Here is a 23,673-nt window from a genome sequence, read left to right as displayed (position 1 = left end):
CCTCAGCCCCGAACCGCCAACGGCAGCGGTCGGCGCGCCACCTCCTGGGCCTGTGCCGGTGAGCAGCAGGTCACCCGGGGCCAGTTGCTGGAAGCGGGCGAGCAGCGTCAGCGCCTGTGCCGGGCGCACGATCATGTCGGCGAGGGTGCGGTCCTGGCGCGGCGCGCCGTTGACGGACAGGTGGTACGGCGCTGAAGGCACCACCCAAGGTGGTCGAGAAGATCGGGGCGCTGCTACCGCCGACCGTGAAGTGGAAGTCGTTCTTCAACAGCCAGGCGAAGAACCCGCGTTACCTGCACACGGGCGATGTCGTCACGGCCACCATCGCCACCCCCGACGGGCGCATCGACCTCGGCGAGCAGCGCAACGCGGTCGGCCTGTGCGCGGGGCTGCGCGACGCCCACAACCTGGCCTGGAAGCTGGCCCGTGTACTCCAACAGGGCGCCGATGAACGGCTGTTGGACACCTACGAGAGTGAGAGGGCACCCCACGCCCGGCACATGATCCGCCTCGCGGTCGTGATGGGCTGGACGATGACCGGGGGCCAGGACCGGGCCGTCGACGACGTACTCGGCGCTCGCGTGACGTACGCCGACGGCGCCCTCGCCGCGTGGCTGCGGGCGGGCCGGGCGGACGGCGTGCTCCTGCGGCCCGACCGCGTCGTCCTCGACACCGTGCCGTCGGGTGCGGGGCACTTCACCGACGCCGCGACCTGGGCTCCCCTCCTTGCCACCCGCCCTCTATCCGTTTCATGCTCATGACCCGCCTCAACGAGGAGCGCCCCGTCATGCCCACGCCCGAGCCCTTCTGGACCCCCGATCCGGACACCACGGCGACCAGCCGCATCGCGGAGTTCGCCCGCGGCGTCGGCATGGACCCCGGCGACTACCCGGCCCTGCACGACTGGTCGGTCACCGACCTCGAAGGGTTCTGGGCCGCCGTCTGGGACCACTTCGCCATCGACGCGGCCACTCCGTACGAAGAGGTCCTCGCCGAGGAGGAGATGCCGGGGGCGCGCTGGTTCACCGGCGCCACGCTCAACTACACGCAGCACGCCCTGCGTCACCTGAGCCCCGACCGGCCCGCGCTCATCGCCCTCGACGAGACGGGCGCGAGCTATGAGGTGACGGGGGAGGAGCTGCGCGGTCAAGTCGCTTCCGTGGCCGCGACGTTGCGTGAACTCGGCGTCGGTCAGGGCGACCGGGTCGTCGGCTATCTGCCCAACACCCCGCACGCCGTCGTCGCCTTCCTGGCCACCGCAAGCCTCGGCGCGCTCTGGTCGGTCTGCGGCCAGGACTACGCCCCGCAGGCCGCCGCCGACCGCTTCGCCCAGCTCGAACCCACCGTGCTCGTGGCCGCCGACGGCTACCTCTTCAACGGCACCACCCACGACCGCCGCGATGCCGCCCTCGACCTGAGCCGCGCCCTGCCCACCCTCAAGGCCACGGTCCTGGTGGAGCGCGTCGGACTGCCCTGGCCCGCCGACTCCGGGCGGCCGGCCGTCACGTGGGAGGACGCGGCAGGGCGGACCGAGCAACTGGACTGCGTACCCGTCCCGTTCGACCATCCGCTCTGGGTCGTCTTCTCCTCCGGCACCACCGGACTGCCCAAGGGCATCGTCCACGGTCACGGCGGCGTACTGCTCGAACACCTCAAGACCCTCGGCCTGCACTCCGACCTCGGCCCCGGCGAGCGTCTGCTCTGGTACACCACCACCCACTGGATGATGTGGAACCTGGTGGTCTCCACCCTCCTCACCGGCGCCACCGCCTGCACCTACGACGGCAGCCCGGCCCCGCTCGCCCGCCCCGACGTGCTGTGGGAACTGGCCGCGCGCCACCGCGTCACCCTCTTCGGGACCAGCCCCCAATACCTCCTGGGCATGGCCAAGTTCGGCATCACGCCGTCCGTCCACGACCTGTCGGCCGTCCGCGCCATCGGCTGCACCGGCTCCGCCCTGCCCGCGTCCGCGTACCCCTGGGTCCGCGAACACGTTGGTGCACACGTGCAGTTGGCCTCAGGCAGCGGCGGTACGGATGTCGTATCGGGCTTCGCGGGCAGCGCCTCCACGACCCCGGTCTGGGAGGGAGAACTCTCCGTGCCCAATCTCGGTGTCGCCCTGGCCGCGTACGACACCGATGGCCGACCCGTGCGCGATCAGGTCGGCGAGCTGGTCGTCACCCGGCCCATGCCCTCCATGCCGCTGTACTTCTGGAACGACCTCGAAGGCACCCGCTACCGCGACGCCTACTTCACCACCTACCCCGGTGTGTGGCGGCACGGCGACTGGATCACGCACACCTCCCACGGCTCGGTCGTCGTGCACGGCCGCTCCGACTCCACCCTCAACCGCAACGGCGTCCGCCTCGGCAGCGCCGACATCCACGATGTCGTCGAGCACCTCCCGGAGATCACCGAAGCCCTGGTGATCGGCGCGGAGGAGCCGGAAGGCGGCTACTGGATGCCGCTGTTCGTGGTCCTCGCCGAAGGCGCCGTCCTGGACGACACCCTGCGCGACACGATCCGCCGGGTCATCCGCACCGGAGCCTCGCCCCGGCACGTACCCGACGAGATCCTCCAGGTTCCCGGCATCCCGCACACCCGTACCGGCAAGAAGCTCGAAGTGCCGGTCAAGCGCCTGCTCCAGGGTGCATCCGCCGAGCAGGTCGTGAATCCCGCCGCGGTGGACGACCCCGAGCTCATCGCCTACTTCGCCCGCATAGGTGCCGAGCGCCGTCGACAGCTCACTCAGCAGGCGTAGCCGCGTCCAGGTCCACCTCGAGGTCGTCCGTCTCCGTCCAGAAGCCGTCGTCCGCGTCCTGGAGCCGGGACGCGGCGTGCTTCATGTGACGCCGGACGGCCGAGCGGGCCGCCCGCGCGTCACCGGACTCGATGGCCGCGAGGATCGCGTGGTGCTCCACGCGGACCGCCTCGATGAAGTCGCCGCGCCGCGCCTCGTTGGCCCGCGTGACGCGGATGCCGCCGCGCAGCACCTCACCCAGATACCGCACGGTGGAGACCATCACCGTGTTGCCGGTCGACTCGGCGATCGACTGGTGGAACGCCAGGTCCTCGTCCACACCGTCACCGCCGGCCGCGACCGCCTCGTCGATCGCGGCAAGGGACTCCCGCATCCGGGCGACGTCGTCCGGAGTGGCCCGGGTGGCCGCGAGTGAGGCCGCCTCGCCCTCCATGGCGCGGCGGACCTCCACGATCTGCATGACCTTGGCCTTGGTGCCGGAGGTGCCGGAGGCCTCGGCTTCCAGGTCGAGCGGCCGGGTCCGCCGGGGCATGACGAACACGCCCCGGCCCTGGCGCGGTTCGACCAGACCCGCGTTGCGCAGTCGCGAGACGGCCTCGCGGATCACGGTGCGGCTGACGCCGAGCTGCTTGACCAATTCGACCTCGGTCGGCAGCTTGTCGCCCTCGGCGAGACGCCCGGACTCGATCTCCTCGGAGAGGATCGCGGCGACCCGGTCCGCGAGCCGAATGGGGCCACTCACCTTGGAGAACATGTTCGTCAGTCTATCCGTCAGGCCCCGACAGGACCGGTCGCGGGCAGGGCGCCGACGGTGACGGCTCCGGGGTGGTCATCGACGTACGCCCGCAGCACCGACTCGAAGCTCTCGTCGGGTTCGAGGCCGAGCGCCGTGGCGCGCGCGTTGTCGAACACGGCGGGCCACGAGCCGACGATGGCCTCGACGGCGGGGTCGGGCGCGACCGTCACGAGATCGGCCACGGTGTCGCCCGCCACCCGGCGCAGCGTGTCGAGCATCTCCGCGACCGTCACCGTGAGCGCGGGCAGGTTGACCGGCAGCGCCCCGATGAGGTCACCGGGTCCGCTGCCGCGTCCGGCCTCGGTGATGCGGAGGATGCCCTCGACCGTGCGCCGCGGTGAAGCCAGGGCGACCCGCAGGGAAGGGCTGACCGGACAGATGGCCGCCAGGCCGGAGAGGGGTTCGCGGACGATGCCGGACAGGAAGCCGGACGCGGCGGCGTTGGGCTTGCCCGGCCGTACCGACACGGTCATGAGCCGCGCCACGCGTCCGTCGACGAAGCCCTTGCGGGTGTACTCGGCGACCAACTGCTCGCAGACGCGCTTCTGCGTCCCGTAGCTCGACTGCGGCGTGGGCAGCGTCGACTCGCTGACCATGGGCGGCAGCGGCAGCGCGGGGTCGGACCCGTAGACGGCGACGCTGCTGGAGAACACCAGCCGGGGTGTCGGCCCGCCCGCCGCGGTCTGCGCGCGGGCGGCGTCGAGCAGCGCGCGGGTGGTGTCCAGGTTGGCGCTCATGCCGAGGTCGAAGTCGGCCTCGCACTCGGCCGAGACCGCGGAGGCCAGATGGATCAGGACGTCCACCGGCTCCGCGAAGATCTCGTCGAGGCGCTCGTTCAGGTCGCCTTGTACGACGTTCACCAGCGGGTCGGCGGCGAGCGGCGACCCACTGGGTACGAACCGGTCGGCGAGCACAAGGCTGTCGACGGGGGCGCCGCACAGGGTCCGGCGCTTGAGCAGGGCGTCGGCCACCTGCTGTCCCAGGAAGCCGAAGCCACCCGTGATGACGATCCTCATGCCTTGTCTCCCCGGTAGTTCTCGTCGCGGAAGTTCTTGAGCCAGCCGAGCCCCTCGCTCGTACCGGCGAGGGGGCGGTATTCGCAGCCGATCCACCCCTCGAAGCCCAGCTCGGCGATGACGTCGAGCAGGTGGTGGAGGTCGAGTTCGCCCCGGTCGGGCTCGTGGCGGTCGGGCACGCCCGCGATCTGCAGATGGCCGACGCGGCCGGTCGGAAGATCCCGGCGCAGCGTCGTGGTGAGGTCGCCCTCCACGATCTGACAGTGGTAGAGGTCGAGCTGCACCTTGAGGTTCGGGGCACCCAACTCCCGGACGACGGCGTGTGCTTCGGCCTGGCGGCGCAGGAAGTAGCCCGGCATGTCACGGCCGTTGATCGGCTCGATCAGGAGGTCGACGTCCACGGCGGCGGCCCGCTCGGCGGCCCAGGCGAGGTTGGCCAGATAGGTGTCGCGGTGCCCGGCCAGCTGATCGGGCGTCGCGTCCGGCGCTGTAAGTCCCGCCATGACGTGGACCTGGCCGCAGCCGAGCACGGCGGCGTAGTCGAGCGCCCGGTCGATCCCGGAGCGGAGCTCGGCCTCGCGGCCCGGCAGCGAGGCGATGCCCCGCTCCCCGGAGTCCCAGTCGCCGGGCGGCGCGTTGAACAGCACCTGCCGCAGGCCGTTGTCGTCGAGCCGACGCCGCAGCTCACCGGCTTCGTGGCCGTATGGGAAGAGGTACTCGACGGCTTCGAAGCCGTCCGCCGAGGCCGCGGCGAAGCGGTCGGGGAAGTCGTGCTCGGTGTACATCATGGAAAGGTTCGCGGCGAACCTCGGCATGGTTGCTCCTGTGTTCGGGCCGGTGGCGCCGGTCATCGGTTGACCACTTCCTTCTTCGTGGCGAGCACGGCGGCCGCGCCGACGACGAGGCTGAGGGCCAGGACGTACATCGGGATGGAGGTCGAGCCGGTGGCGTCCTTGAGCGCGCCGATCATGTACGGGCTGACGAACCCGGCCAGGTTGCCCACCGAGTTGATCACGGCGAGCCCGGCCGCCGCGGCCGTGCCGCTGAGGAACGCGGTGGGCAGCGACCAGAACAGCGGGGCGCAGGTCAGCACGCCGGCCGCGGCGAAGGACAGGGCGATCAGGGACAGGGCGGTGGAGCCGCTCCAGCCGGCGGCCAGGGAGAAGCCGACGGCGCCCATGAGGCTCGGTACGACCAGGTGCCATCGGCGCTCGCGGCGCTTGTCCGCGGAGCGCCCGAAGAGGTTCATCGCGACCAGCGCGGCCACGAACGGCACGGCGCTGAGCACGCCGATCGTGAAGTTGTCTTCGATGCCGGTCGACTTGACGAAGGTGGGCAGCCAGAAGGTAAGGGCGTACTGGCCCATCACGAAGCAGAAGTAGATGAGGCACATCAGCCACACCTTGGGGTCGCGGAAGCCGTCCCGGACCTTGCCGTGCGTCTGGTGCGCGGTGTCCTTGGCGATCGCTGCCTCGACGATGTCCTTCTCCTCGTCGGAGAGCCACTTGGCGCTGCGCACCCCATTGTCGAGGTAGAAGAGCGTGGCGACGCCGATGAGGAGGGCCGGGATCGCTTCGAGCAGGAACATCCACTGCCAGCCCTGCCAGCCGTTCGTCCCGTCGAAGGTGTCCATGATCCAGCCGGAGAGCGGGTTGCCGAAGATACCGGCGACGGGGATCGCCGACATGAACATCGCGATCACGCGGGCCCTGCGGTGGGACGGGAACCAGTAGGTGCAGTAGAGGATCACGCCCGGATAGAAACCGGCCTCCGCGGCTCCGAGGAGGAAGCGGAGCACGTAGAACATCGTCTCGTTGGTGACGAACGTGAACGCCGCCGAGACCAGACCCCAGGTGATCATGATCCGGGCGATCCAGGTGCGGGCCCCGACGCGCTGCAGCATCAGGTTCGAGGGGACCTCGAAGAGGAAGTAGCCGATGAAGAACAGACCGGCGCCCAGACCGTACGCCGCCTCGCTGAGGCCGAGGTCGTCCGACATCTGGAGCTTCGCGAAGCCCACGTTGACGCGGTCCAGGTAGGAGAAGACGTAGCAGAGGATCAGGAAGGGGACGATGCGCAGGACGACCTTGCGGAACACGGCGTTCTCGCGGTCGAGGCCGGGGGTATCGGCCGTCGCGGTGGACGTGGACATGCGGAATCCTTACTGCGGCTCAGGGGATTCTCGGACGGGCGGTGCGGGGTCACCAAGCGGAGTCACCATGCGGGGTCACCAAGAGGCGCCGAACACGGCCTTGAGTTCGTCGAGAGCGGGGGAGGGGAGCGGCTCGGGGCGACGGTCCGTCAGGAGCCAGAGGCGTGCCGTCTCCTCGAGTTCTTCGAGGACGGCGAGAGCGGACGCGGCGTCGGGACCCCAGACGACGGGGCCGAGCCGGTCGAGCAGGACGGCCCTGATCGGCGTGCGGTGTGCCGCGCGATCAGCGATGTGTCCGGTCACCAGGTCGGCCACGCGGGGATCGCCCGGCCGGTGGTAGGGGATGAGCGGGACGTGCCCGACCTTCATCACGTAGTACGGGGTGAGCGGCGGAAGCACGTCGTCCGTGCTCCACACACCGGCCAGGGTGAGCGCGACGAGATGCGTGGAGTGGGTGTGGACGACGAACCGTGCCGTGCGGTCGGCGGCACAGATGCGCTGGTGGAGAGCGAGGGTCTTGCTGGCGCGGTCGCCCGCGATCTGCTCGCCCCTGGCGTCGACCAGGGCCAGGCGCTCGGGGTCGAGGAAGCCGAGGGCGGCGTCGGTGGGCGTGATCAGGTGGGAGTCGCCGACCCGCGCGCTGATGTTGCCGGCGCTGGCGTGGACGTATCCGCGGGCGAAGAGGCTGGTGCCCACCCGGACGATCTCGGCGCGTGCCTCGTCCACGGCAGGGGCGGAAAGCCCGGTCATGCCGTCTCCCGGCCGAGGTGGGCGAAGGACGTGGTGAAGAAGCCGGGCCCGCCGAAGTTGCCGGATTTCAGGCTGACATGGAGGGTGCCGCCGTCAGGGAGGGCCGCCGCGCACCATGGCACCCCGGGGTCGATCTGCGGTCCGATGCGCAGTCCGGTGAGGCCGAGGGCCTGCACGACCGCGCCCGAGGTCTCGCCGCCGGCGACGACGAGTTGACGTACGCCGAGTTCCACGAGCCCCTGGGCGACGCGGGCCAGGGCCTGTTCGACGAGCGCACCGGCTTCGGCGACGCCGAGGCGCCCCTGGACGTCGCGGACCGCTTCGGGTGCCTCGGTGGAGTGGACGAGTACAGGACCGTCGGCCAAGTGCGAGGCGGCGAAGGCCAGGGCCTGCCCGGCCACGTCCTCACCGGCCGCGATCCGCAGCGGGTCCACGCTGAACGCGGGTCCGCCGCCGCGCAGGAACTCCAGGACCTGGCCGTTGGTGGCGGTGGAGACCGAGCCGGACACGATGGCCTGGTGGCCGCCGGGCGGGGGCAGTCGGGCGGCGGCGGGGGACGGCTCGAACCCCCAGTTCGCGGGCAGCCCGATGGCCAGGCCTGAACCGGCGGTCACCAGCGGCAGCTCCTTGACGGCGGCACTGAGGCGTACGAGGTCGTCGTTGGAGACGGCGTCCACGATCGCGACGCCGACGCCCTCCTCGCGCAGCTCGCCGACGCGCTCCCGGATCGCCCCGGCACCGGCGGCGACCACGGTGTGGTCGATGAGGCCGATGGGCCGCGCGGTCTGCGCGCCGAGCACGGACACCAGGTTGGAGTCGGTCATCGGCGTCAGGGGGTGATGCCGCATGCCGCTCTCGCTGAGCAGCACGTCACCGACGAAGAGGTGTCCCTTGAAGACCGTGCGCCCGTTGTCGGGGAACGCGGGCGTCGCCACCGTGAAGTCGGTGCCCAGCGCGTCCATCAGGGCCTCGGTGACGGGACCGATGTTGCCGGCCCGCGTCGAGTCGAAGGTCGAGCAGTACTTGAAGTAGATCTGCTCCGCGCCCGCGGACCGCAGCCAGTCGAGGGCCCGCAGCGAGGCCTCGACGGCATCGGCCGCCGGTGTGGTCCGCGACTTGAGGGCGATGACCACGGCGTCCGCGTCGACCGGCTTCCCGGCGCCCGCCTCCGGTACCTCGATGAGCTGGACCACGCGCATGCCCGCGCGCACCAGGTTGTTGGCCAGGTCGGTGGCGCCGGTGAAGTCGTCGGCGATGCACCCGAGTCGGAATCCCACGTCAGACCTCCCTCGGCTCGGGCCGCTGCGCGGACCTCTGCTCGGGCCCCTGCCCGGGCAGCTCGATCCCGGGGAAGATCTTGATCACCGCGCTGTCGTCCTCGGCGCCAAGACCGGAGGCCGACGCCTGGAGGAACATCTGGTGGGCGGTCGCCGCCAGAGGGAGCGGGAACTCCTCGGGGCGGGCCGCGTCGAGTACGAGCCCCAGGTCCTTGACGAAGATGTCGACCGCGGACAGCGGCGCGTAGTCCCCGGCGAGCACGTGCGCCATGCGGTTCTCGAACATCCACGAGTTGCCCGCGCTGTGCGTGATGACCTCGTACAGCGCTTCGGCGGGTACGCCCGCCTTGATGCCCAGGGCCATCGCCTCCGCCGCCGCGGCGATGTGCACGCCCGCGAGCAGCTGATTGACGATCTTGACCTTGGAGCCGATGCCGGCCTCGCCTCCCAGGCGGTAGACCGTGCTGCTCATGGCTTCGAGCACCGGGTCGGCGACCGCGTACGCGATGGGGGCGCCCGAGGTCATCATGGTGAGCTCACCGCTCGCGGCCCGGGCGGCGCCACCGGAGATGGGGGCGTCCAGGTAGAGCACGCCACGCTCGGCGAGGCGCTTCTCCAGCTCGGCGGACCAGGCGGGGTCGGCCGTGGAGCACATGACGTAGACGGACCCCGGACGCAGCCGCTCGGCCGCGCCGCCCGTGCCGTCGCCGGTGCCGAACAGGACCGACTCGACCTGCGCCGCGTTGACCACCACGCCGACCAACACGTCCACTGCGCCCGCCAGTTCACCGGCAGAGGCGTGGGCCGTGCCACCCTCCTCGGCGAAGGCCGCGGCCACTTCGGGGCGCAGATCGTGGACGCCCACGTCGAAGCCCGCCCTCCGCAGGCTGCGGGCCATGCCGAGCCCCATGGCCCCCAGGCCCACCACGCCTACGCGCGGCCGCGCCGACCTGCCCTGGTCGTTCATGCCCGTCCTCGTCTCGCTGTGCCGTCCGGGGCATGGCCCGGCTCCGCATCCGTGCGGCGGTCAGGTCATATGATGACCTGTTGATGTGAGCCTTGGCCATGGGGTCGACACCGACCCGGGTCACGCCGCCGAGCAGTCCGGACACAGCCCCCGATACGTCACCTGGGCCTCGGACACGGTGAATCCGTATCTCTCGGAAGCGGGGAGTTCGGTCAGGCGGTCGCCACCGGGATGGACGTCCCGGATGGCGCCGCAGCCCGAGCACACCAAGTGCTGGTGCGGGTGGTGGGCATTGGGGTCATAGCGCTTGGCGCGGCCCGTCGACACCTCGATCACCTCGCCGAGCAGGACGAGCTCGCCCAGCGTGTTGTAGACCGTGGCGCGAGATATCTCCGGCAGTAGTGTGGTGGCGCGGGCGAGCACCTCGTCAGCGGTGAGGTGGACGTGCTCACCGTCGAGCACCTGGGCAACCACCCGGCGCTGAGCGGTCAACCGCCAGCCGCGCCCGCGAAGCCGTTCGAGCAGGTCGCTCATGCCGCCCACCAGCCTAACTGTGCGTTGTCCGACGATTGAGTTCGTACGGGCCCGTCTGCCGTATTGACTTGGACTATGTCCATCGTAGGATCGGTTCCGGCCGACAGCCAAGGGTCAAGGGACAGGGCAACAGCAGGGAAAGGCACGTGACTTCAGGAGACGGGTCAGTTCGCCCCGGTATCCGGTGCCCCGCTCGCCGGCTTCCACACCCCAGTTTTCTGGAGCTAGAGATCCGCCCCGTCCGGAAGGATTCCCATGACTGAGAACCACGACGCGATCGTCACCGACCCCAAGCCGGAAGAGACAGGCGGCTGCCCGGTCGCGCACACGCGTGCCCCCCACCCGACCCAGGGCGGCGGAAACCGCCAGTGGTGGCCGGAGCGGCTCAACCTCAAGATCCTCGCGAAGAACCCCGCCGTGGCCAACCCCCTCGGCGAGGAGTTCGACTACGCGGAGGCCTTCAAGGCCCTCGACCTCCCGGCGGTCAAGCGGGACATCGCCGAGGTCCTCACGACCTCGCAGGACTGGTGGCCCGCGGACTTCGGCAACTACGGCCCCTTCATGATCCGGATGGCCTGGCACAGCGCCGGCACCTACCGCATCAGCGACGGCCGCGGCGGCGCCGGGGCGGGCCAGCAGCGCTTCGCGCCCCTCAACAGCTGGCCGGACAACGCGAGCCTGGACAAGGCGCGCCGCCTGCTGTGGCCGGTCAAGAAGAAGTACGGCCAGAACCTCTCCTGGGCCGACCTCATCGTCCTCACCGGCAACGTCGCCCTGGAGTCGATGGGCTTCAAGACCTTCGGCTTCGGCGGCGGACGCGCGGACGTCTGGGAGCCCGACGAGGACGTCTACTGGGGCCCCGAGACCGACTGGCTCGGCGACGAGCGCTACACCGGTGACCGCGAGCTGGAAAACCCCCTCGGCGCGGTCCAGATGGGCCTCATCTACGTCAACCCCGAGGGCCCGAACGGCAACCCGGACCCGCTCGCGGCGGCCCGCGACATCCGTGAGACGTTCCGCCGGATGGCGATGAACGACGAGGAGACGGTCGCCCTCATCGCGGGTGGTCACACCTTCGGCAAGACCCACGGCGCGGGCCCCGCGGACAGCGTCGGCGACGACCCCGAGGCCGCCCCGATGGAGCAGCAGGGCCTGGGCTGGAAGAGCACGCACGGCACCGGCGTGGGCGCCGACGCGATCACCAGTGGCCTCGAGGGCATCTGGACGAACACCCCGACCGCCTGGGACAACAGCTTCTTCGAGATCCTGTTCGGCCACGAGTGGGAGCTCTTCAAGAGCCCGGCCGGCGCCCACCAGTGGCGGCCGAAGGACGGCGCCGGCGCGGGCACCGTCCCCGACGCCCACGACGCGTCCAAGACCCACGCCCCGACGATGCTGACGACCGACCTGTCGCTGCGCATCGACCCGGTCTACGAGCAGATCTCGCGCCGCTTCCTGGAGAACCCCGACGCGTTCGCGGACGCCTTCGCCCGCGCGTGGTTCAAGCTGACCCACCGCGACATGGGCCCGATCGTCCGCTACCTGGGCCCGGAGGTCCCGGCGGAGACGCTGGTGTGGCAGGACCCGCTCCCCGAGCGGACCTACGACCTCATCGACGCCGCGGACATCGCCTCGCTCAAGAGCCAGGTCCTCGCCTCCGACCTGTCGGTGTCCGAGCTCGTGTCCACCGCGTGGGCGGCGGCCTCGTCCTTCCGCGGCAGCGACAAGCGCGGCGGCGCCAACGGCGCGCGCATCCGCCTGGAGCCGCAGCGTGGCTGGGAGGTCAACAACCCCGACCAGCTCGCGGCGGTACTGCGCACGCTTGACGGCATCCAGGCGTCCTTCAACGCCCAAGGCGGCTCCAAGCAGGTCTCGCTCGCCGACCTGATCGTGCTCGCCGGTGCCGCGGCCGTCGAACAGGCCGCCAAGGACGCGGGCTTCGACATCGAGGTCCCCTTCACGCCGGGCCGCGTGGACGCCACGCAGGAGCAGACGGACGTCGAGTCGTTCGCCGCGATCGAGCCTGCCGTGGACGGCTTCCGCAACTACGCCGGAAAGGGCAACCGCCTGCCCGCCGAGTACCTGCTGCTCGACAAGGCCAACCTGCTGACCCTGAGCGCCCCCGAGCTGACGGTCCTCGTCGGTGGCCTGCGCGTCCTCGGCGCGAACCACCAGGGATCGAAGCACGGTGTCTTCACCACGACGCCCGGGTCCCTGACCAACGACTTCTTCGTCAACCTGCTCGACCTGGGTACGACGTGGAAGTCGACGTCCGGCGACCAGAGCACCTTCGAGGGACGCGACGCGGCCACGGGCGAGGTCAAGTGGACCGGCACCCGAGCCGACCTCGTCTTCGGCTCGAACTCCGAGCTGCGCGCGCTCGCGGAGGTCTACGCGAGCGATGACGCGAAGGAGAAGTTCGTGAAGGACTTCGTCTCCGCGTGGGACAAGGTGATGAACCTGGACCGGTTCGACCTCGTCTGAGCGAGACAGGTCTGAGTGTGTCGTAGAGGTCGGCCCGCGACGCGGGCCGACCTCTACGAGCATGTCCGCGCCCCGGGGCAACTCGCCTTCAGGAGCTGCCGGTCAGATGTCCAGGACGCCCCGCGCGTCGACCGGAAGCCCCGTGGTGAAGGAACTGTTCGCGGCGAGCCCCGTGACCAGGGAGCGCGCCCCGTCGACGGCGTCCGCCGCGCGGCCCAGGGCGTCCGGCTCGCCGGGGGTCCGCTCGCCGAAGAGGTCGGCCAGCATGCGCACGTCCCCGCCGCCGTGCCCGCCCTCACCCGTGGGCACCTTCACCTCCCGCGGCTCTTCCCAGAAGCGGCGCAACAGCAGTTGGGTGCGCCCGGCGTCCTCCCCGGCCTCCGCACCGTGCAGGACGGCACCGGCTCCGTCGGACCGCGCATCGGGGCGGGTCCAGGTGGACTCCTCCACCAGGAGCTCGACGCGTCCCTCGCTGCCGTTGAAGGCGATGCGATAGCCCTCCCAGGGCGCGTACGCGGTGAGGTGGTACGTGAGCAAGGCGCCGGAGGAGTAGCGCACGAGGACCGCCATGTCGTCCTCGATGCTCACCCCGGGGCCGAACACGTTCTGGTCGCGGTGGTAGCCGTCCGCCGACTCCGCGTCCAGGTACAGGGCGCTGAGCACGGGTGATTCCGCCAGCCGGATGGCGAAGGGGTCGGCCTCGGCCGCGGGGGAGCCGTGGGCGCGGGTGTAATCCCGGGCAAGGCCGCGCCTGGTGCCCGCCTCATCGCCGTAGAAGAAGAGCCCGCCCTGCGCGTACACCGTGTCGGGCCGCGCACCGAGCCACCAGTTGACCAGGTCGAAGTGGTGGGTGGCCTTGTGCACCATCAGGCCGCCGGAGTTGGCCTTGTCGCGGTGCCAGCGCCGGAAGTAGTCCGCGCCGTGCCGCAGATCGAGCAGCCACTCGAAGTGCACCGAGCCGACCTCGCCGATCTCACCCCGCGCGAGGAGCTCGCGCACGGCCGAATGCACAGGGTTGTAGCGGTAGTTGAAGGCGACCCGGACCTCGCGGCCCGTGCGTCGCTGGGCGTCGAGGATGCGGCGCGCCCGCTCGGCGGTGGTGGTCATCGGCTTCTCGGTGATGACGTCGCAGCCCGCTTCGAGCGCCCGCACGATGTAGTGGTCGTGCAGGTGGTCGACGGTGCACACCACGACGAGGTCGACGCGCTCGCGGCGCAGCATGTCGTCGAACTCGTCCGCGGAGTAGGCGGGTACGGGCGGGCGGCCGGGGTGGGCGGTCGCGATCCATTCGTTGTGGACGGCCATGCGGTGCGCGTTGACGTCGCAGAAACCGGCCAGCTCGATCCGGTCGGCGTAGGGCCCTGCGAGTGCCTCGGTGAAGAGCTGGGCGCGGGCACCAAGGCCCACCACGGCACAGCGGCGACGGAGCGCGGCGGCGAGGGGCATGCGGGAATCCCTTCGGGAAGAGAGACGGGGTGGCAGGTCCGGAGGCGGGCATCGCGGGGGAGGCCGTGATCGCGCGGCAACGGTTGCACGCGTAACCGCGCCGGACAAGAGGGTCCGCGGCCAACGGCCGCCGCCCGCACCGGGGTGCTCCCGCCGGTCTTTCGGAGTCTGCGGGTCCGCTGTGGCTTGTGGCGCAGTTCCTCGCGCCTCTATCGGGGCGCAGCCGCCGGCCGTCCACATATTGAGTCGTTTCAGTTTTCCGCTCCGGGGTCTTGTCCTGACATTCGCCCGATGCCTAGGGTCGCCCCAGTGCAAGCGCTTTCTAGCTCGTTCGAGGAGACCGTATGTCCTCCACCCCCACTCGGCTGCACGCCACCCCTCTGCGCGCCGCCGTCGTCGGCACCGGCTCCATCGTGACCGGCAGTCATCTGCCCGCCCTGCGGGCCCATGCCGACCGGATCGAGCTGAGAGCCGCCGTCGATGTCGACCCCGCCCGGCTCGACGCGTTCCGCACGGAGGCCGGGGCGCAGGGCATGGACGTCGAGGGTTACGCCGACTTCGACGCGATGCTGGAGGCCGTCCGGCCGGACCTGGTCCTGATCGGGACCCCGCCGTCGCTCCACCGGGCGCAGACCGTGGCCGCGTTGAAGGCGGGCGCGTGGGTGCTGTGCGAGAAGCCGCTGTGTCTCTCGCTCGCCGAGTACGACGAGATCGCCGCCGCCGAGGAGGCCTCGGGAGCGTACGCGTCGGTGGTCTTCCAGCACCGCTACGGCTCGGGCGCCGTACACGCCCGCGAGCTGATCGCGAGCGGCGAGCTCGGGGCACCCCGGGTCGCGCACTGCCAGACCACCTGGCACCGGGACAGCGCCTACTACGCGGTGCCGTGGCGCGGCCGGTGGGAGAGCGAGGGCGGCGGTCCCACCATGGGGCACGGCATCCACCAGTTCGACCTGCTCCTGCATCTGTTGGGCGACTGGTCCGAGGTGCGCGCCATGGCGACCCGCCTCGTCCACGACACCGAGAGCGAGGACGTCTCGACCGCCCTGGTGCGCTTCGAGAGCGGCGCGCTCGCCACCGTCGTCAACAGCGTCCTGTCACCGGACGAGGTCAGCCGCATCCGCGTCGACTGCGCCGACGCGACGGTCGAACTCACCCATCTCTACGGCCACTCCAACGAGGACTGGGTCTACACCCCCGCCCCGCACGTCGATACGGAGCGCCCCACCGCCTGGCGCACCCCCGCCGCCGACGTGCCCAGCTCGCACGCCGCCCAGCTCGGCGCTCTCCTGGACGCCTACCAGCAGGGCGTACGGCCTCCGGGCAGCGGAGCCGACGCCCGCCGCACCCTCGAATTCGCCGCCGCCCTCTACAAGTCGGCGTTCACCGGACAGCCGGTGCGCGCGGGCGAGATCACCGCCGGTGACCCCTACTACCCGGCCATGCACGGCAGCCACCCCGACTGGAGCCCCACGCGATGACGATTCAGGTCACCCACACGCACGGCGAGCGGATCACGGTCCGCTCCGGCGGCATCGAGCTGCTCAGCTATGTGTACGCGCCGGACCCGGACGCCTTCGAGGCCCGCAAGCCCTACATCCACCCCCTGCGCACCCTCGCCGGACACCAGGTCTCCGGATACCGGCCGAACGACCACCGCTGGCACAAGGGTCTCCAGATGACCGCGAGTCATCTGTCGGGCCAGAACTTCTGGGGCGGCAACTGCTATGTCCACGGCGAGGGTTATCTGCGTCTGCCGGAGCGCATCGGCTCCATGCGTCACGACGGCTTCTCCGCCATCGACGTTGAGGACGACCGCCTGAGCCTCGCCGAAGAGCTCACCTGGATCGAGAACGGCGGCCAGGAGTGGGCCAAGGAGGAGCGTGGCATCACCGTCCACTCGGTCGACGAGGAAGCCGGATCCTGGGCACTCGACTGGTCGATCCGCCTCACCAACACCCGTTCCGAACCGCTCCACTTCGGCTCGCCGACCACCGCGGGCCGCGAGATGGCCGGATACACGGGCCTGCAGTGGCGCGGCCCGCGCGACTTCACCGGGGGCGCCGCCTTCGGGCCGGACGGCGACAAGGGCGCGGGTGAACTGATGGGCACCCAAGGCCCCTGGCTTGCCTTCACCGGCGAACACGACGACGTCGACGCGCACTCCACGCTCGTCTTCGCCCATGCGCCCGACAACCTCGACGCGACGAGCGCCGTCCACGAGTCGCACTGGTTCGTGCGCTCGGAGCCCATCCCGACCGTCGCGTTCTCCTGGGCGTTCTTCGAGGAGTTCGAGCTGGCACCCGGCGCGTCCTTCACCTACCGCTACCGCGTCGTGGTCGCCGACGGGGCCTGGGACCGCGACCGCGTCGCCACGCACCTGAAGGGACTGGCATGGTGAGCCTTCCGCACCCCCTGCCCGGAGCGGTCGGCCTCTCGCACCTCACCGCCTACGACTGGGAGGCGGCCGACGGCGTGTGCGGCGGCAGCCCGCATCTGCACCTGGTGTGCACGGAGGCGTACGTCGTCACCGGTGGCCGCGGCGCCGTCCAGACGCTCAGCCCTGACGGCTACCGCGATGTCCCCCTGGAAGCGGGCTCGGTGGCGTGGTTCACGCCGGGCACCGTGCACCGCATGGTGCAGGGCGGCGATCTGCGGATCACGGTCCTGATGCAGAACAGCGGCCTGCCCGAGGCCGGGGACGCCGTCTTCACCTTCCCGCCCGACGTGCTCGCCGACCCCGAGCGGTACGCCGCCGCCGCGAGGCTCCCCGCGAAGACGGGCCCGGAGGCGGAAGCCGCCGCCCGCAAGCGCCGCGATCTGGCCGTCGAGGGATATCTGCCGCTGCGCGAGGCGCTCAGGGCCGGGGACAACGGCCCCTACCTGGAGTTCCAGCAGGCAGCGGCCCGGCTCGTCCGGGACAAGGTCCCCGTATGGCGCGAGCTGTGGCAGGCTGGCGCGCTCGCCACCGCCGAGCGCACCGGCGCGCAGCTCGACGCCATCGAAGCGGGCGGCGGCCCGGAGTACCTCGCGGGGGCGGGCTCGTACGACAGCCGTCCGTCCCGCCTGGGCGGCTACGGCATGTGCGGGCGCCGCGACGAGTACGAACTGCCGGGCACCACGCTCCCGTACCACGGCGAGTGACCACCCTCTCTCAGACAGATCCATAAAGACCCCCGGAAGGAGAGGTGTCATCGGCATGCCCGGAAACAGGACAACGTGGTCCTGCGCGACGGCCGCGGTGCTCACGCTCAGCGCGCTGCTCACCGGCTGCGGCGGCCCGGAAGACTCGGGCGGCGGCGGCAAGACCGTTCTGCGCTACACCTGGTGGGGCAACCCCGACCGGGCGGCCCGCACCCAGGAAGCCGTCGCGCTGTTCGAGAAGGAGCACCCCGGGATCACGGTGCAGACCTCCTTCGCCGGCTATGAGGCGTACAAGCAGAAGCTCGCCACCCAGGCGGCGGGCGGCGACGCCCCCGACGTCATGCAGCTCGACTACCGGCAGATCGACCAGTACGCGGCCGGCGGCATCCTCCTCGACCTCGGAAAGCAGAAGAAGGCCCTGCGCACCGACGAGATCGACGAGGGGCTCCTTGCCACCGGAGTCGTGGTCGGCACGCAGTACGCGATCCCGCAGGGCCGCGGAACCGAGACCGTCGTGTACGACGCCAAGCAGTGGAAGGCGGCCGGGGTGACGCTCCCACGCAAGGGCTGGACCTGGGACGACTGGGCCGACGCCATGCGGGAGTTGGCGAAGGAGACCGGCAAGCCGGGCTCCGTCGATCCGGGGCAGAGCGAGGACTGCTTCGAGGTCTGGCTGCGCGGCCAGGGCAAGACCCTGTACACCGAGGACCGCAGGCTGGGCTTCACGGCCGATGATCTGACCCGCTGGTGGACCTTCGCCGACAAGCTGCGGCGGGAGGGCGCGGTGTCGCCCGCCCAGCAGACCACCCAGCTCGACGGATCGGTGGAGAACCAGCCGCTGGCCCGCGGCAAGGCGGTCTCCGACTTCAACTGGGACGCGCCCGCCAGCGGCTACACGGCGATCGTCGGCGAAGGCCTGACCCTGGCCCCCATGCCGTCGGGCACGGACGGCACGCCCGGCCAGTACTTCAAGCCCTCGATGTTCATGGGCGCGGCGGCCACCACGGAACACCCGAAGGAATCCGCCGAGTTCATCGACTTCATGATCAACGACAAGAAGGCGGCGGACATCCTGGGCGCCTCCCGCGGCATCCCGGTCAACGAACCGATCCGCGACGACATCGGGCCCCAGCTCAAGGACTTCGACAGAACCGTCGCCGACTACCAGGACTCCGTCGACGGCAGCCTCAAGGCCCCGCCGAAGGCGCCGCCCTCGGGCGACACCTCCCTGCAGACCACCTTCGGACGTGACTACGACCAGGTGTCGTTCGAGCAGATGACACCCCGCGAGGCCGCGGAGGACTTCATCACCGAGGCGAAGGCGGAGCTGAGGTCATGACCACCACCGACATACCCGTGAAGGCCGTTCCCGCGAAGAGCCCGGCGCCACCGGGCAAGACCCGCGGCAGGCTCCGGCGTGAGGGCGCCGCCTGGGTGTTCCTCTCGCCCTGGGTCCTCGGCGCGATCGTCCTGACCCTGCTTCCGATGGCCGTGTCGCTGTACCTCTCCTTCACCGACTACGACCTGTTCAACGCCCCGCGCTGGGTGGGCTTTCGCAACTACGTCCAGATGTTCACCGAGGACCCGCGCTACTGGCGCTCCGTCGGTGCGACTCTGCTGTACGTCGTGATCGCCGTGCCGCTGCAACTGGCGCTCGCCCTCGCCGTCGCGCTCGCCCTGAAGTCGATGAAGCGCGGCAGGGCCTTTTACCGGTCCGCCTTCTACGCCCCTTCGCTGCTCGGCGCCTCCATGTCGATCGCCCTGGTGTGGCGGGCCGTCTTCAACGACGGCGGCACCGTCGACAACCTCCTGTCCGGCATCGGCATCCACACCGGCGGCTGGGTCAACAACCCCGGCTGGGCACTGTTCGCCGTGGCGCTCCTGACCGTCTGGCAGTTCGGCGCCCCCATGGTGATCTTCCTGGCGGGCCTGCAGCAGATCCCCGCCGAGCTCTACGAAGCCGCCGCGGTGGACGGGGCGAGCAGGCGGCGGCAGTTCCTCTCCATCACACTGCCGATGCTGTCGCCGGTCCTCTTTTTCAACCTGGTGCTCCAGACCATCCAGGCCTTCCAGGTCTTCACTCCCGCCTTCGCGGTCAGCGGCGGCAAGGGCGGCCCCGCCGACTCCACCCTCTTCTACACGCTCTACCTCTACGACCGGGGCTTCGTCGCCTCCCACATGGGCTACGCCTCCGCCATGGCCTGGGTCCTGCTGATCGCCATCGGAGTCGTGACCGCGGTGCTCTTCCGCACCTCGCGCTCCTGGGTCTTCTACGCCAACGAGGGGGAGCGATGACCACCACCACGACCACCGCGGGCCCGCGGCCCTTTCCCTGGCGTCGCGTCGTGCTGCACGCCGGATGCCTGGCCGCGCTCCTGGTGATGCTCTATCCGCTGGCCTGGCTCGTCGCCACGTCGCTGAAGCCCGCCGACGAGGTGATCGCCAGCCTGAACCTGCTGCCGGGCAAGCTGGAGTGGTCGAACTACACGACCGCGCTCGACGGCGTGGACGACGTCTCCGTCGGGCGGCTGCTCTCCAACTCCCTGCTGATCGCGGGCGGCGCGGTCCTCGGCAACGTACTCAGCTGCTCTCTGGCGGCCTACGCGTTCGCCCGGCTGCGCTTCCGCTTCCGCGGGCCGCTCTTCGCCTTCATGATCGCGACGATCATGCTGCCGCACCACGCCGTCCTGATCCCGCAGTACATCATCTTCAACCAGCTCGGCATGGTGAACACCTACTGGCCGCTGATCCTGCCGAAGTTCCTCGCCACCGAGGCCTTCTTCGTCTTCCTCATCGTGCAGTTCATGCGCGGTCTGCCGCGCGAGCTGGAGGAGGCAGCCAGGATCGACGGCTGCGGTCCGTTCCGCAGCTTCTTCCTGGTCGTCCTACCGCTGACCAGGCCCGCGCTGATCACCACCGCGATCTTCACCTTCATCTGGACCTGGAACGACTTCTTCACCCAGCTGATCTATCTCTTCTCACCCGAGAAGTTCACGCTGACGCTGGCGTTGCGGTCGTTCGTGGACGCCTCCAGCCAGTCGGCGTTCGGCCCGATGTTCGCCATGTCGGTGATCGCGCTCCTTCCGATCGTGCTGTTCTTCCTCGCCTTCCAGCGCTTCCTGGTCGAGGGCATGGCCAACTCCGGAGTCAAGGGATGAGCGTGCGGGCCCGCGAGACGGGCGAGATATTCGGGCCGCGGATGACCCTTTTCGCGGACGTGCTGTGCCTGGGCGTGGTCACGGCCCTGGCCTGTCTGCCGCTCATCACCGCTCCCGCGGCGCTCTCCACCGCCTGCGCGATCGTGCGCGGCACCGGGGAGGATCAACCCGCCACGGCTGGGCGGTACGTGACGCTGCTGCGTGAACGGTTCCGTTCCGGTGACCTCGCCGCGGGCGCCTTCGCAGTGGCCGGAGCGCTGCTGTTCCTGGCGGACCTGGCCCTTGCCGGGGTGGGACTGCCGGGCGCCCGCGTCTTCGCCGTGGCGGCGGCGGTGATCGGCGTGTGCGCCGTGGTCGTGGCGCTGCGCTCCTGCGCACGTCCCGAGTCGCTCACCGACTGGCCCGCCGCGGTGCGCGGCGCCGCCGGCGACGCGGCGCGGGACGTGGGCGGCAGCGTCCTGGTACTGCTCGCGCTCGCGGCGGCCGTGCTGTGCGCCTGGATGATGCTGCCGCTCGCGTTCCTCGTGCCGGGGCCGCTGGCTCTGGCCCTCACCGCCATCGACGTACGCCACGTACGCATGCCCCAAGGGGAGACAGCGTGATAGCCCGCAGAACCTTCATCGCCACCTCCACCGCCGCGGGAATCGCGGGCGCATCCGGCGGGCCAGCCGCCGCGACGGCCAGTGCCGCGCCCCAACCGCCGCAACCGGACCGGGACTTCGTCGACTTCCTCACCACGGCCGCCGACAAGCGAGCCACAGCCGTCCTCGACGGATACGCCGCTCACATCACCGACCTCCGTGACATGGGCAAGGCCCGAGCCGCCGCCCGCAGCCTGCGCACCCTCACCTCCGTCCACGTACACACCGGATCCGCGCACCACCACGACAACGAGCTCCTCGGCCCGCTGCGAGAACTCGCGGACGCGCTCGCCGAGGAGCAGTACGACGACGGACTGTGGGACCAGGGCGCCGTCCACTCACCGCCCGACACCGCCTTCTCCGTCGTCGATCTCAACATCGCGTACGCCCTGCTCGACAAGGACGGCGAACCGGCCACCCGGAAACTGCGGTCCACGGTCGAAGGGATCCTGCGCAAGGCAGGCCCCGGCCTGGCCAACGGCGGTGTGCACACCGCCAACCACCGCTGGCTTGTGTGCTCCGCGCTCTCCCGCATCCACCGGCGCTGGCCCGACCCCTCCTACCCCAGGCGCATCGACGCCTGGCTCGCGGAGGGCATCGACCAGCTCCCGGGCGGCGAGTACAGCGAGCGCAGCCCCACCTACTCGGCGGTGGTCACCAACCCGGCCCTGCTGACCATCGCCCGCTTTCACGACCGGCGCGACCTGTACGCACACGTACGGGACAACCTCACCGCCTCGCTCTACGTCACCGAGCCGAACGGCGAGGTGGAGTCCGTGCACTCGCGCCGCCAGGACCAGGCGGCGCTGCGTCAACTGCCCGAGTTCTGGCTCCAGTACCGGGAGTTGGCGATCCGTGACGGCAACGGGAAGTTCGCGGCGGTCGCCGCGCTGCTGCGGGAGCGCGGCGCCGGGCAGAACTTCGGCGAGACCCCGCTGGGCGACCGGCTCGCCGAGGTACTCGACCGCCCCGAGCTTGCACGCGAACTGCCGCCGGCGGAGGCCCTCCCCACCGACTTCGAGCACCACGACGACAGCTGCGGCCTGGTGCGGGTCCGCCGTGGCGAGCGGGCGGCGAGCATCTTCGGCGGCACGGACCTGCCCGAGGTGCACGCCATCTCGTCGGGCCTCTCCACCAACCCCACGTTCTTCAAGATGCGCAAAGGCGCCGCGATCCTCGACTCGCTGCGGCTTGCCCCGCAGTTCTTCTCGCTGGGCCCCTTCCGGTCCGATGGCCTTGAACGGGAGGGCGACGCCTGGCGCCTGGCGGCCGAGGTCCGCGCGGCGTTCCACCAGCCGCTGCCGCGCCGCCACCGCCGCAAGGACGGGCTCTACCCGCTCACCGACGACGGCCGCTTCTGGTCGGCGATGGACTTCCCGCACCGCCCCAAGGAGTACCGCGCGCTGCGCACCGAGATCCTGGTGCGCGAGACGGAGGACGGCGGCTGGGACCTGTCCTTCGACGTGTCGCGCTCCGCGGTGCCGCTGGCCATCGAGCTGTGCTTCCGGCGCGGAGGGAAGCTGTCGGGGGAGGGCCTGGAGCCGGTCGCCGGAGCCGAGGACACCTACCAGCTCGTCAGCGGCGAGGCGAGCTACACGGTCGGCGAGGACCGGATCACGTTCGGCCCCGGCAATGGAAAGGGCGGCAAACAGCCACCGGTGATCGACCCGGGCGAGCGCTACACCTGGATGAACGGCTCCCTCACCCCGGCGGGTATCCGGGTCCTCATCACCGGTCGCTCGCCGCTGACGTATCGGATGAGTCTGCGCTGAGCGGCTCGCGGGAATGCGGGCGGCGGGCGAGGAAGACGAACTCCTTGCCCGGCCGGTCCGGGGCGTCGCGGATCTCGTCCACGACGTAGCCGTGCGCGGTGAGCGAGGCCTCCACCTCGCTGCGCTCACGGAAGCGCAGGGTCGAGTCGGAGGTGAGGGTCTCGCCCGTGGCGGTGATGAGGAACGTGTGGCGGAAGGAGACCAGCGGCAGGCTGACGTCGGTGACGTCCACCCAGGTCTCGACCGGGCCGACGCCATCGACGGTGACCGTGCGGTGGGTCGCGGCCCAGGTCCACTCCTCCCACGCCCGACGGGCCGGGTCCCGCGTCTCGAAGACGAGGTGGCCACCGGGCCGCAGGGCGGCGTGGATCCCGCGCAGGGTGCTTTCCCACGCTTCCGGGTCGACGATCGCCTGGGCCACGTTGGCGGTCATGGTGGCCAGGTCCACTCGCATCTCCGGGAGCGCCGTCGCGTCGCCGTGGATCCACCGCACGCGATCGCTGCCGGGCTTGGCCCGCGCGACACCCAGGGAGGCGGCGGCCGGTTCGACGCCGGTCACCGCGAGACCCCGGTCGGCGAGGAGCAGCGCGAAGGTGCCCGTGCCGCAGCCCACGTCGAGCACCTGACGTGCCCTCAGTTCATCGGCGACAGCCGCGTACACGTCCAGATCGCCCCGGTCCGAGTCGAGCGGATCGTAGAGCGCCGCAAGCCGTGGATTCCCATAAGCCTCGTCTGCCACGCCCGGCAGGCTACCAACGGGCGGCGGGGGAAGCCCCTC

Annotated in this window: 20 protein-coding genes and 2 pseudogenes; 11 read left to right on the top strand and 11 right to left on the bottom strand. The window is 70.8% G+C overall.

Annotated elements, in window-relative coordinates:
- Window positions 1-78 precede the first annotated feature (78 nt).
- Window positions 79-201: pseudogene (locus ACGFX9_RS08575) on the bottom strand (hypothetical protein); the annotation flags it as partial.
- On the opposite strand from ACGFX9_RS08575, the pseudogene ACGFX9_RS08570 reads away from it, so the two are divergent.
- Window positions 180-761: pseudogene (locus ACGFX9_RS08570) on the top strand (FAD-dependent monooxygenase); the annotation flags it as partial. The pseudogenes ACGFX9_RS08575 and ACGFX9_RS08570 overlap by 22 nt on opposite strands.
- 26 nt (window positions 762-787) lie before the next feature.
- Window positions 788-2,761, top strand: a complete 1,974-nt coding sequence (locus tag ACGFX9_RS08565; protein ID WP_393466814.1) for an acetoacetate--CoA ligase — start codon at window positions 788-790, stop codon at window positions 2,759-2,761.
- Here the strand turns inward: ACGFX9_RS08565 and ACGFX9_RS08560 are convergent.
- The 8 genes from ACGFX9_RS08560 to ACGFX9_RS08525 form a co-directional block, all read right to left on the bottom strand.
- Window positions 2,745-3,515: a FadR/GntR family transcriptional regulator gene (locus tag ACGFX9_RS08560; RefSeq protein ID WP_393466812.1), complete on the bottom strand. Its 771-nt coding sequence runs from the start codon at window positions 3,513-3,515 to the stop codon at window positions 2,745-2,747. The genes ACGFX9_RS08565 and ACGFX9_RS08560 overlap by 17 nt on opposite strands.
- Window positions 3,516-3,532: 17 nt before the next feature.
- The gene (denD, locus tag ACGFX9_RS08555; RefSeq protein ID WP_393466809.1) at window positions 3,533-4,573 is read right to left on the bottom strand and encodes a D-erythronate dehydrogenase; all 1,041 of its coding nucleotides are present in this window, start codon (window positions 4,571-4,573) and stop codon (window positions 3,533-3,535) included.
- Window positions 4,570-5,388, bottom strand: coding sequence for a 2-oxo-tetronate isomerase (gene otnI, locus ACGFX9_RS08550; RefSeq protein WP_393466807.1), 819 nt, complete (start codon window positions 5,386-5,388; stop codon window positions 4,570-4,572). The genes denD and otnI overlap by 4 nt, the downstream gene beginning before the upstream one ends.
- A gap of 32 nt (window positions 5,389-5,420) precedes the next feature.
- On the bottom strand, window positions 5,421-6,725 hold the full coding sequence (locus ACGFX9_RS08545; protein ID WP_393466804.1) for an MFS transporter: 1,305 nt from the start codon (window positions 6,723-6,725) through the stop codon (window positions 5,421-5,423).
- A gap of 75 nt (window positions 6,726-6,800) precedes the next feature.
- Complete coding sequence (locus tag ACGFX9_RS08540) at window positions 6,801-7,475, bottom strand: aldolase (RefSeq protein ID WP_393466802.1); 675 nt, start codon at window positions 7,473-7,475, stop codon at window positions 6,801-6,803.
- Entirely contained in the window at window positions 7,472-8,752 is a 1,281-nt protein-coding gene (gene otnK / locus ACGFX9_RS08535; protein WP_393466799.1) for a 3-oxo-tetronate kinase, read from the bottom strand. The genes ACGFX9_RS08540 and otnK overlap by 4 nt, the downstream gene beginning before the upstream one ends.
- 1 nt (window position 8,753) lies before the next feature.
- Entirely contained in the window at window positions 8,754-9,719 is a 966-nt protein-coding gene (ltnD, locus tag ACGFX9_RS08530; RefSeq protein WP_393466796.1) for an L-threonate dehydrogenase, read from the bottom strand.
- A gap of 120 nt (window positions 9,720-9,839) precedes the next feature.
- Window positions 9,840-10,253 carry a Fur family transcriptional regulator gene (locus tag ACGFX9_RS08525; RefSeq protein WP_393466793.1) on the bottom strand — a complete coding sequence of 138 codons (414 nt, stop codon included), beginning with the start codon at window positions 10,251-10,253 and terminating at the stop codon, window positions 9,840-9,842.
- A gap of 255 nt (window positions 10,254-10,508) precedes the next feature.
- On the opposite strand from ACGFX9_RS08525, the gene katG reads away from it, so the two are divergent.
- Complete coding sequence (gene katG, locus ACGFX9_RS08520; RefSeq protein ID WP_393466791.1) at window positions 10,509-12,737, top strand: catalase/peroxidase HPI; 2,229 nt, start codon at window positions 10,509-10,511, stop codon at window positions 12,735-12,737.
- Window positions 12,738-12,839: 102 nt separating this feature from the next.
- Here katG and ACGFX9_RS08515 read toward each other — a convergent pair whose 3' ends face one another.
- Window positions 12,840-14,183 carry a Gfo/Idh/MocA family protein gene (locus ACGFX9_RS08515; RefSeq protein ID WP_393466788.1) on the bottom strand — a complete coding sequence of 448 codons (1,344 nt, stop codon included), beginning with the start codon at window positions 14,181-14,183 and terminating at the stop codon, window positions 12,840-12,842.
- A gap of 344 nt (window positions 14,184-14,527) precedes the next feature.
- On the opposite strand from ACGFX9_RS08515, the gene ACGFX9_RS08510 reads away from it, so the two are divergent.
- The 8 genes from ACGFX9_RS08510 to ACGFX9_RS08475 are packed head-to-tail and all read left to right on the top strand — an operon-like array spanning window position 14,528 to window position 22,895.
- A complete protein-coding gene (locus ACGFX9_RS08510) occupies window positions 14,528-15,661 on the top strand; it encodes a Gfo/Idh/MocA family protein (protein WP_393466785.1) in 1,134 nt (377 codons plus the stop codon).
- Window positions 15,658-16,581: a PmoA family protein gene (locus tag ACGFX9_RS08505; RefSeq protein ID WP_393466783.1), complete on the top strand. Its 924-nt coding sequence runs from the start codon at window positions 15,658-15,660 to the stop codon at window positions 16,579-16,581. Before ACGFX9_RS08510 ends, ACGFX9_RS08505 begins: the two co-directional genes overlap by 4 nt.
- Complete coding sequence (locus tag ACGFX9_RS08500) at window positions 16,575-17,324, top strand: cupin (protein WP_393466781.1); 750 nt, start codon at window positions 16,575-16,577, stop codon at window positions 17,322-17,324. Before ACGFX9_RS08505 ends, ACGFX9_RS08500 begins: the two co-directional genes overlap by 7 nt.
- A 55-nt stretch (window positions 17,325-17,379) precedes the next feature.
- Window positions 17,380-18,663 (top strand): ABC transporter substrate-binding protein, encoded by a 1,284-nt coding sequence (locus ACGFX9_RS08495; protein WP_393466778.1) that lies wholly within the window; start codon window positions 17,380-17,382, stop codon window positions 18,661-18,663.
- Window positions 18,660-19,619 (top strand): carbohydrate ABC transporter permease, encoded by a 960-nt coding sequence (locus ACGFX9_RS08490; protein WP_393466774.1) that lies wholly within the window; start codon window positions 18,660-18,662, stop codon window positions 19,617-19,619. The genes ACGFX9_RS08495 and ACGFX9_RS08490 overlap by 4 nt, the downstream gene beginning before the upstream one ends.
- Window positions 19,616-20,482: a carbohydrate ABC transporter permease gene (locus tag ACGFX9_RS08485; RefSeq protein WP_393466771.1), complete on the top strand. Its 867-nt coding sequence runs from the start codon at window positions 19,616-19,618 to the stop codon at window positions 20,480-20,482. The genes ACGFX9_RS08490 and ACGFX9_RS08485 overlap by 4 nt, the downstream gene beginning before the upstream one ends.
- Window positions 20,479-21,084: a hypothetical protein gene (locus ACGFX9_RS08480; RefSeq protein ID WP_393466768.1), complete on the top strand. Its 606-nt coding sequence runs from the start codon at window positions 20,479-20,481 to the stop codon at window positions 21,082-21,084. The genes ACGFX9_RS08485 and ACGFX9_RS08480 overlap by 4 nt, the downstream gene beginning before the upstream one ends.
- On the top strand, window positions 21,081-22,895 hold the full coding sequence (locus ACGFX9_RS08475) for a hypothetical protein (RefSeq protein WP_393466765.1): 1,815 nt from the start codon (window positions 21,081-21,083) through the stop codon (window positions 22,893-22,895). Before ACGFX9_RS08480 ends, ACGFX9_RS08475 begins: the two co-directional genes overlap by 4 nt.
- On the opposite strand, the gene ACGFX9_RS08470 is transcribed toward ACGFX9_RS08475, so the two are convergent.
- Window positions 22,852-23,634, bottom strand: coding sequence for a class I SAM-dependent methyltransferase (locus tag ACGFX9_RS08470; protein ID WP_393466762.1), 783 nt, complete (start codon window positions 23,632-23,634; stop codon window positions 22,852-22,854). The genes ACGFX9_RS08475 and ACGFX9_RS08470 overlap by 44 nt on opposite strands.
- Window positions 23,635-23,673 lie beyond the last annotated feature (39 nt).

The sequence above is a fragment of the Streptomyces sp. NPDC048436 genome, assembly GCF_043200355.1.
Classification (GTDB): domain Bacteria; phylum Actinomycetota; class Actinomycetes; order Streptomycetales; family Streptomycetaceae; genus Streptomyces.
The sequence above is the reverse complement of the archived record's forward strand: the minus strand, read 5'-3'. Positions and strand labels throughout refer to the sequence as shown.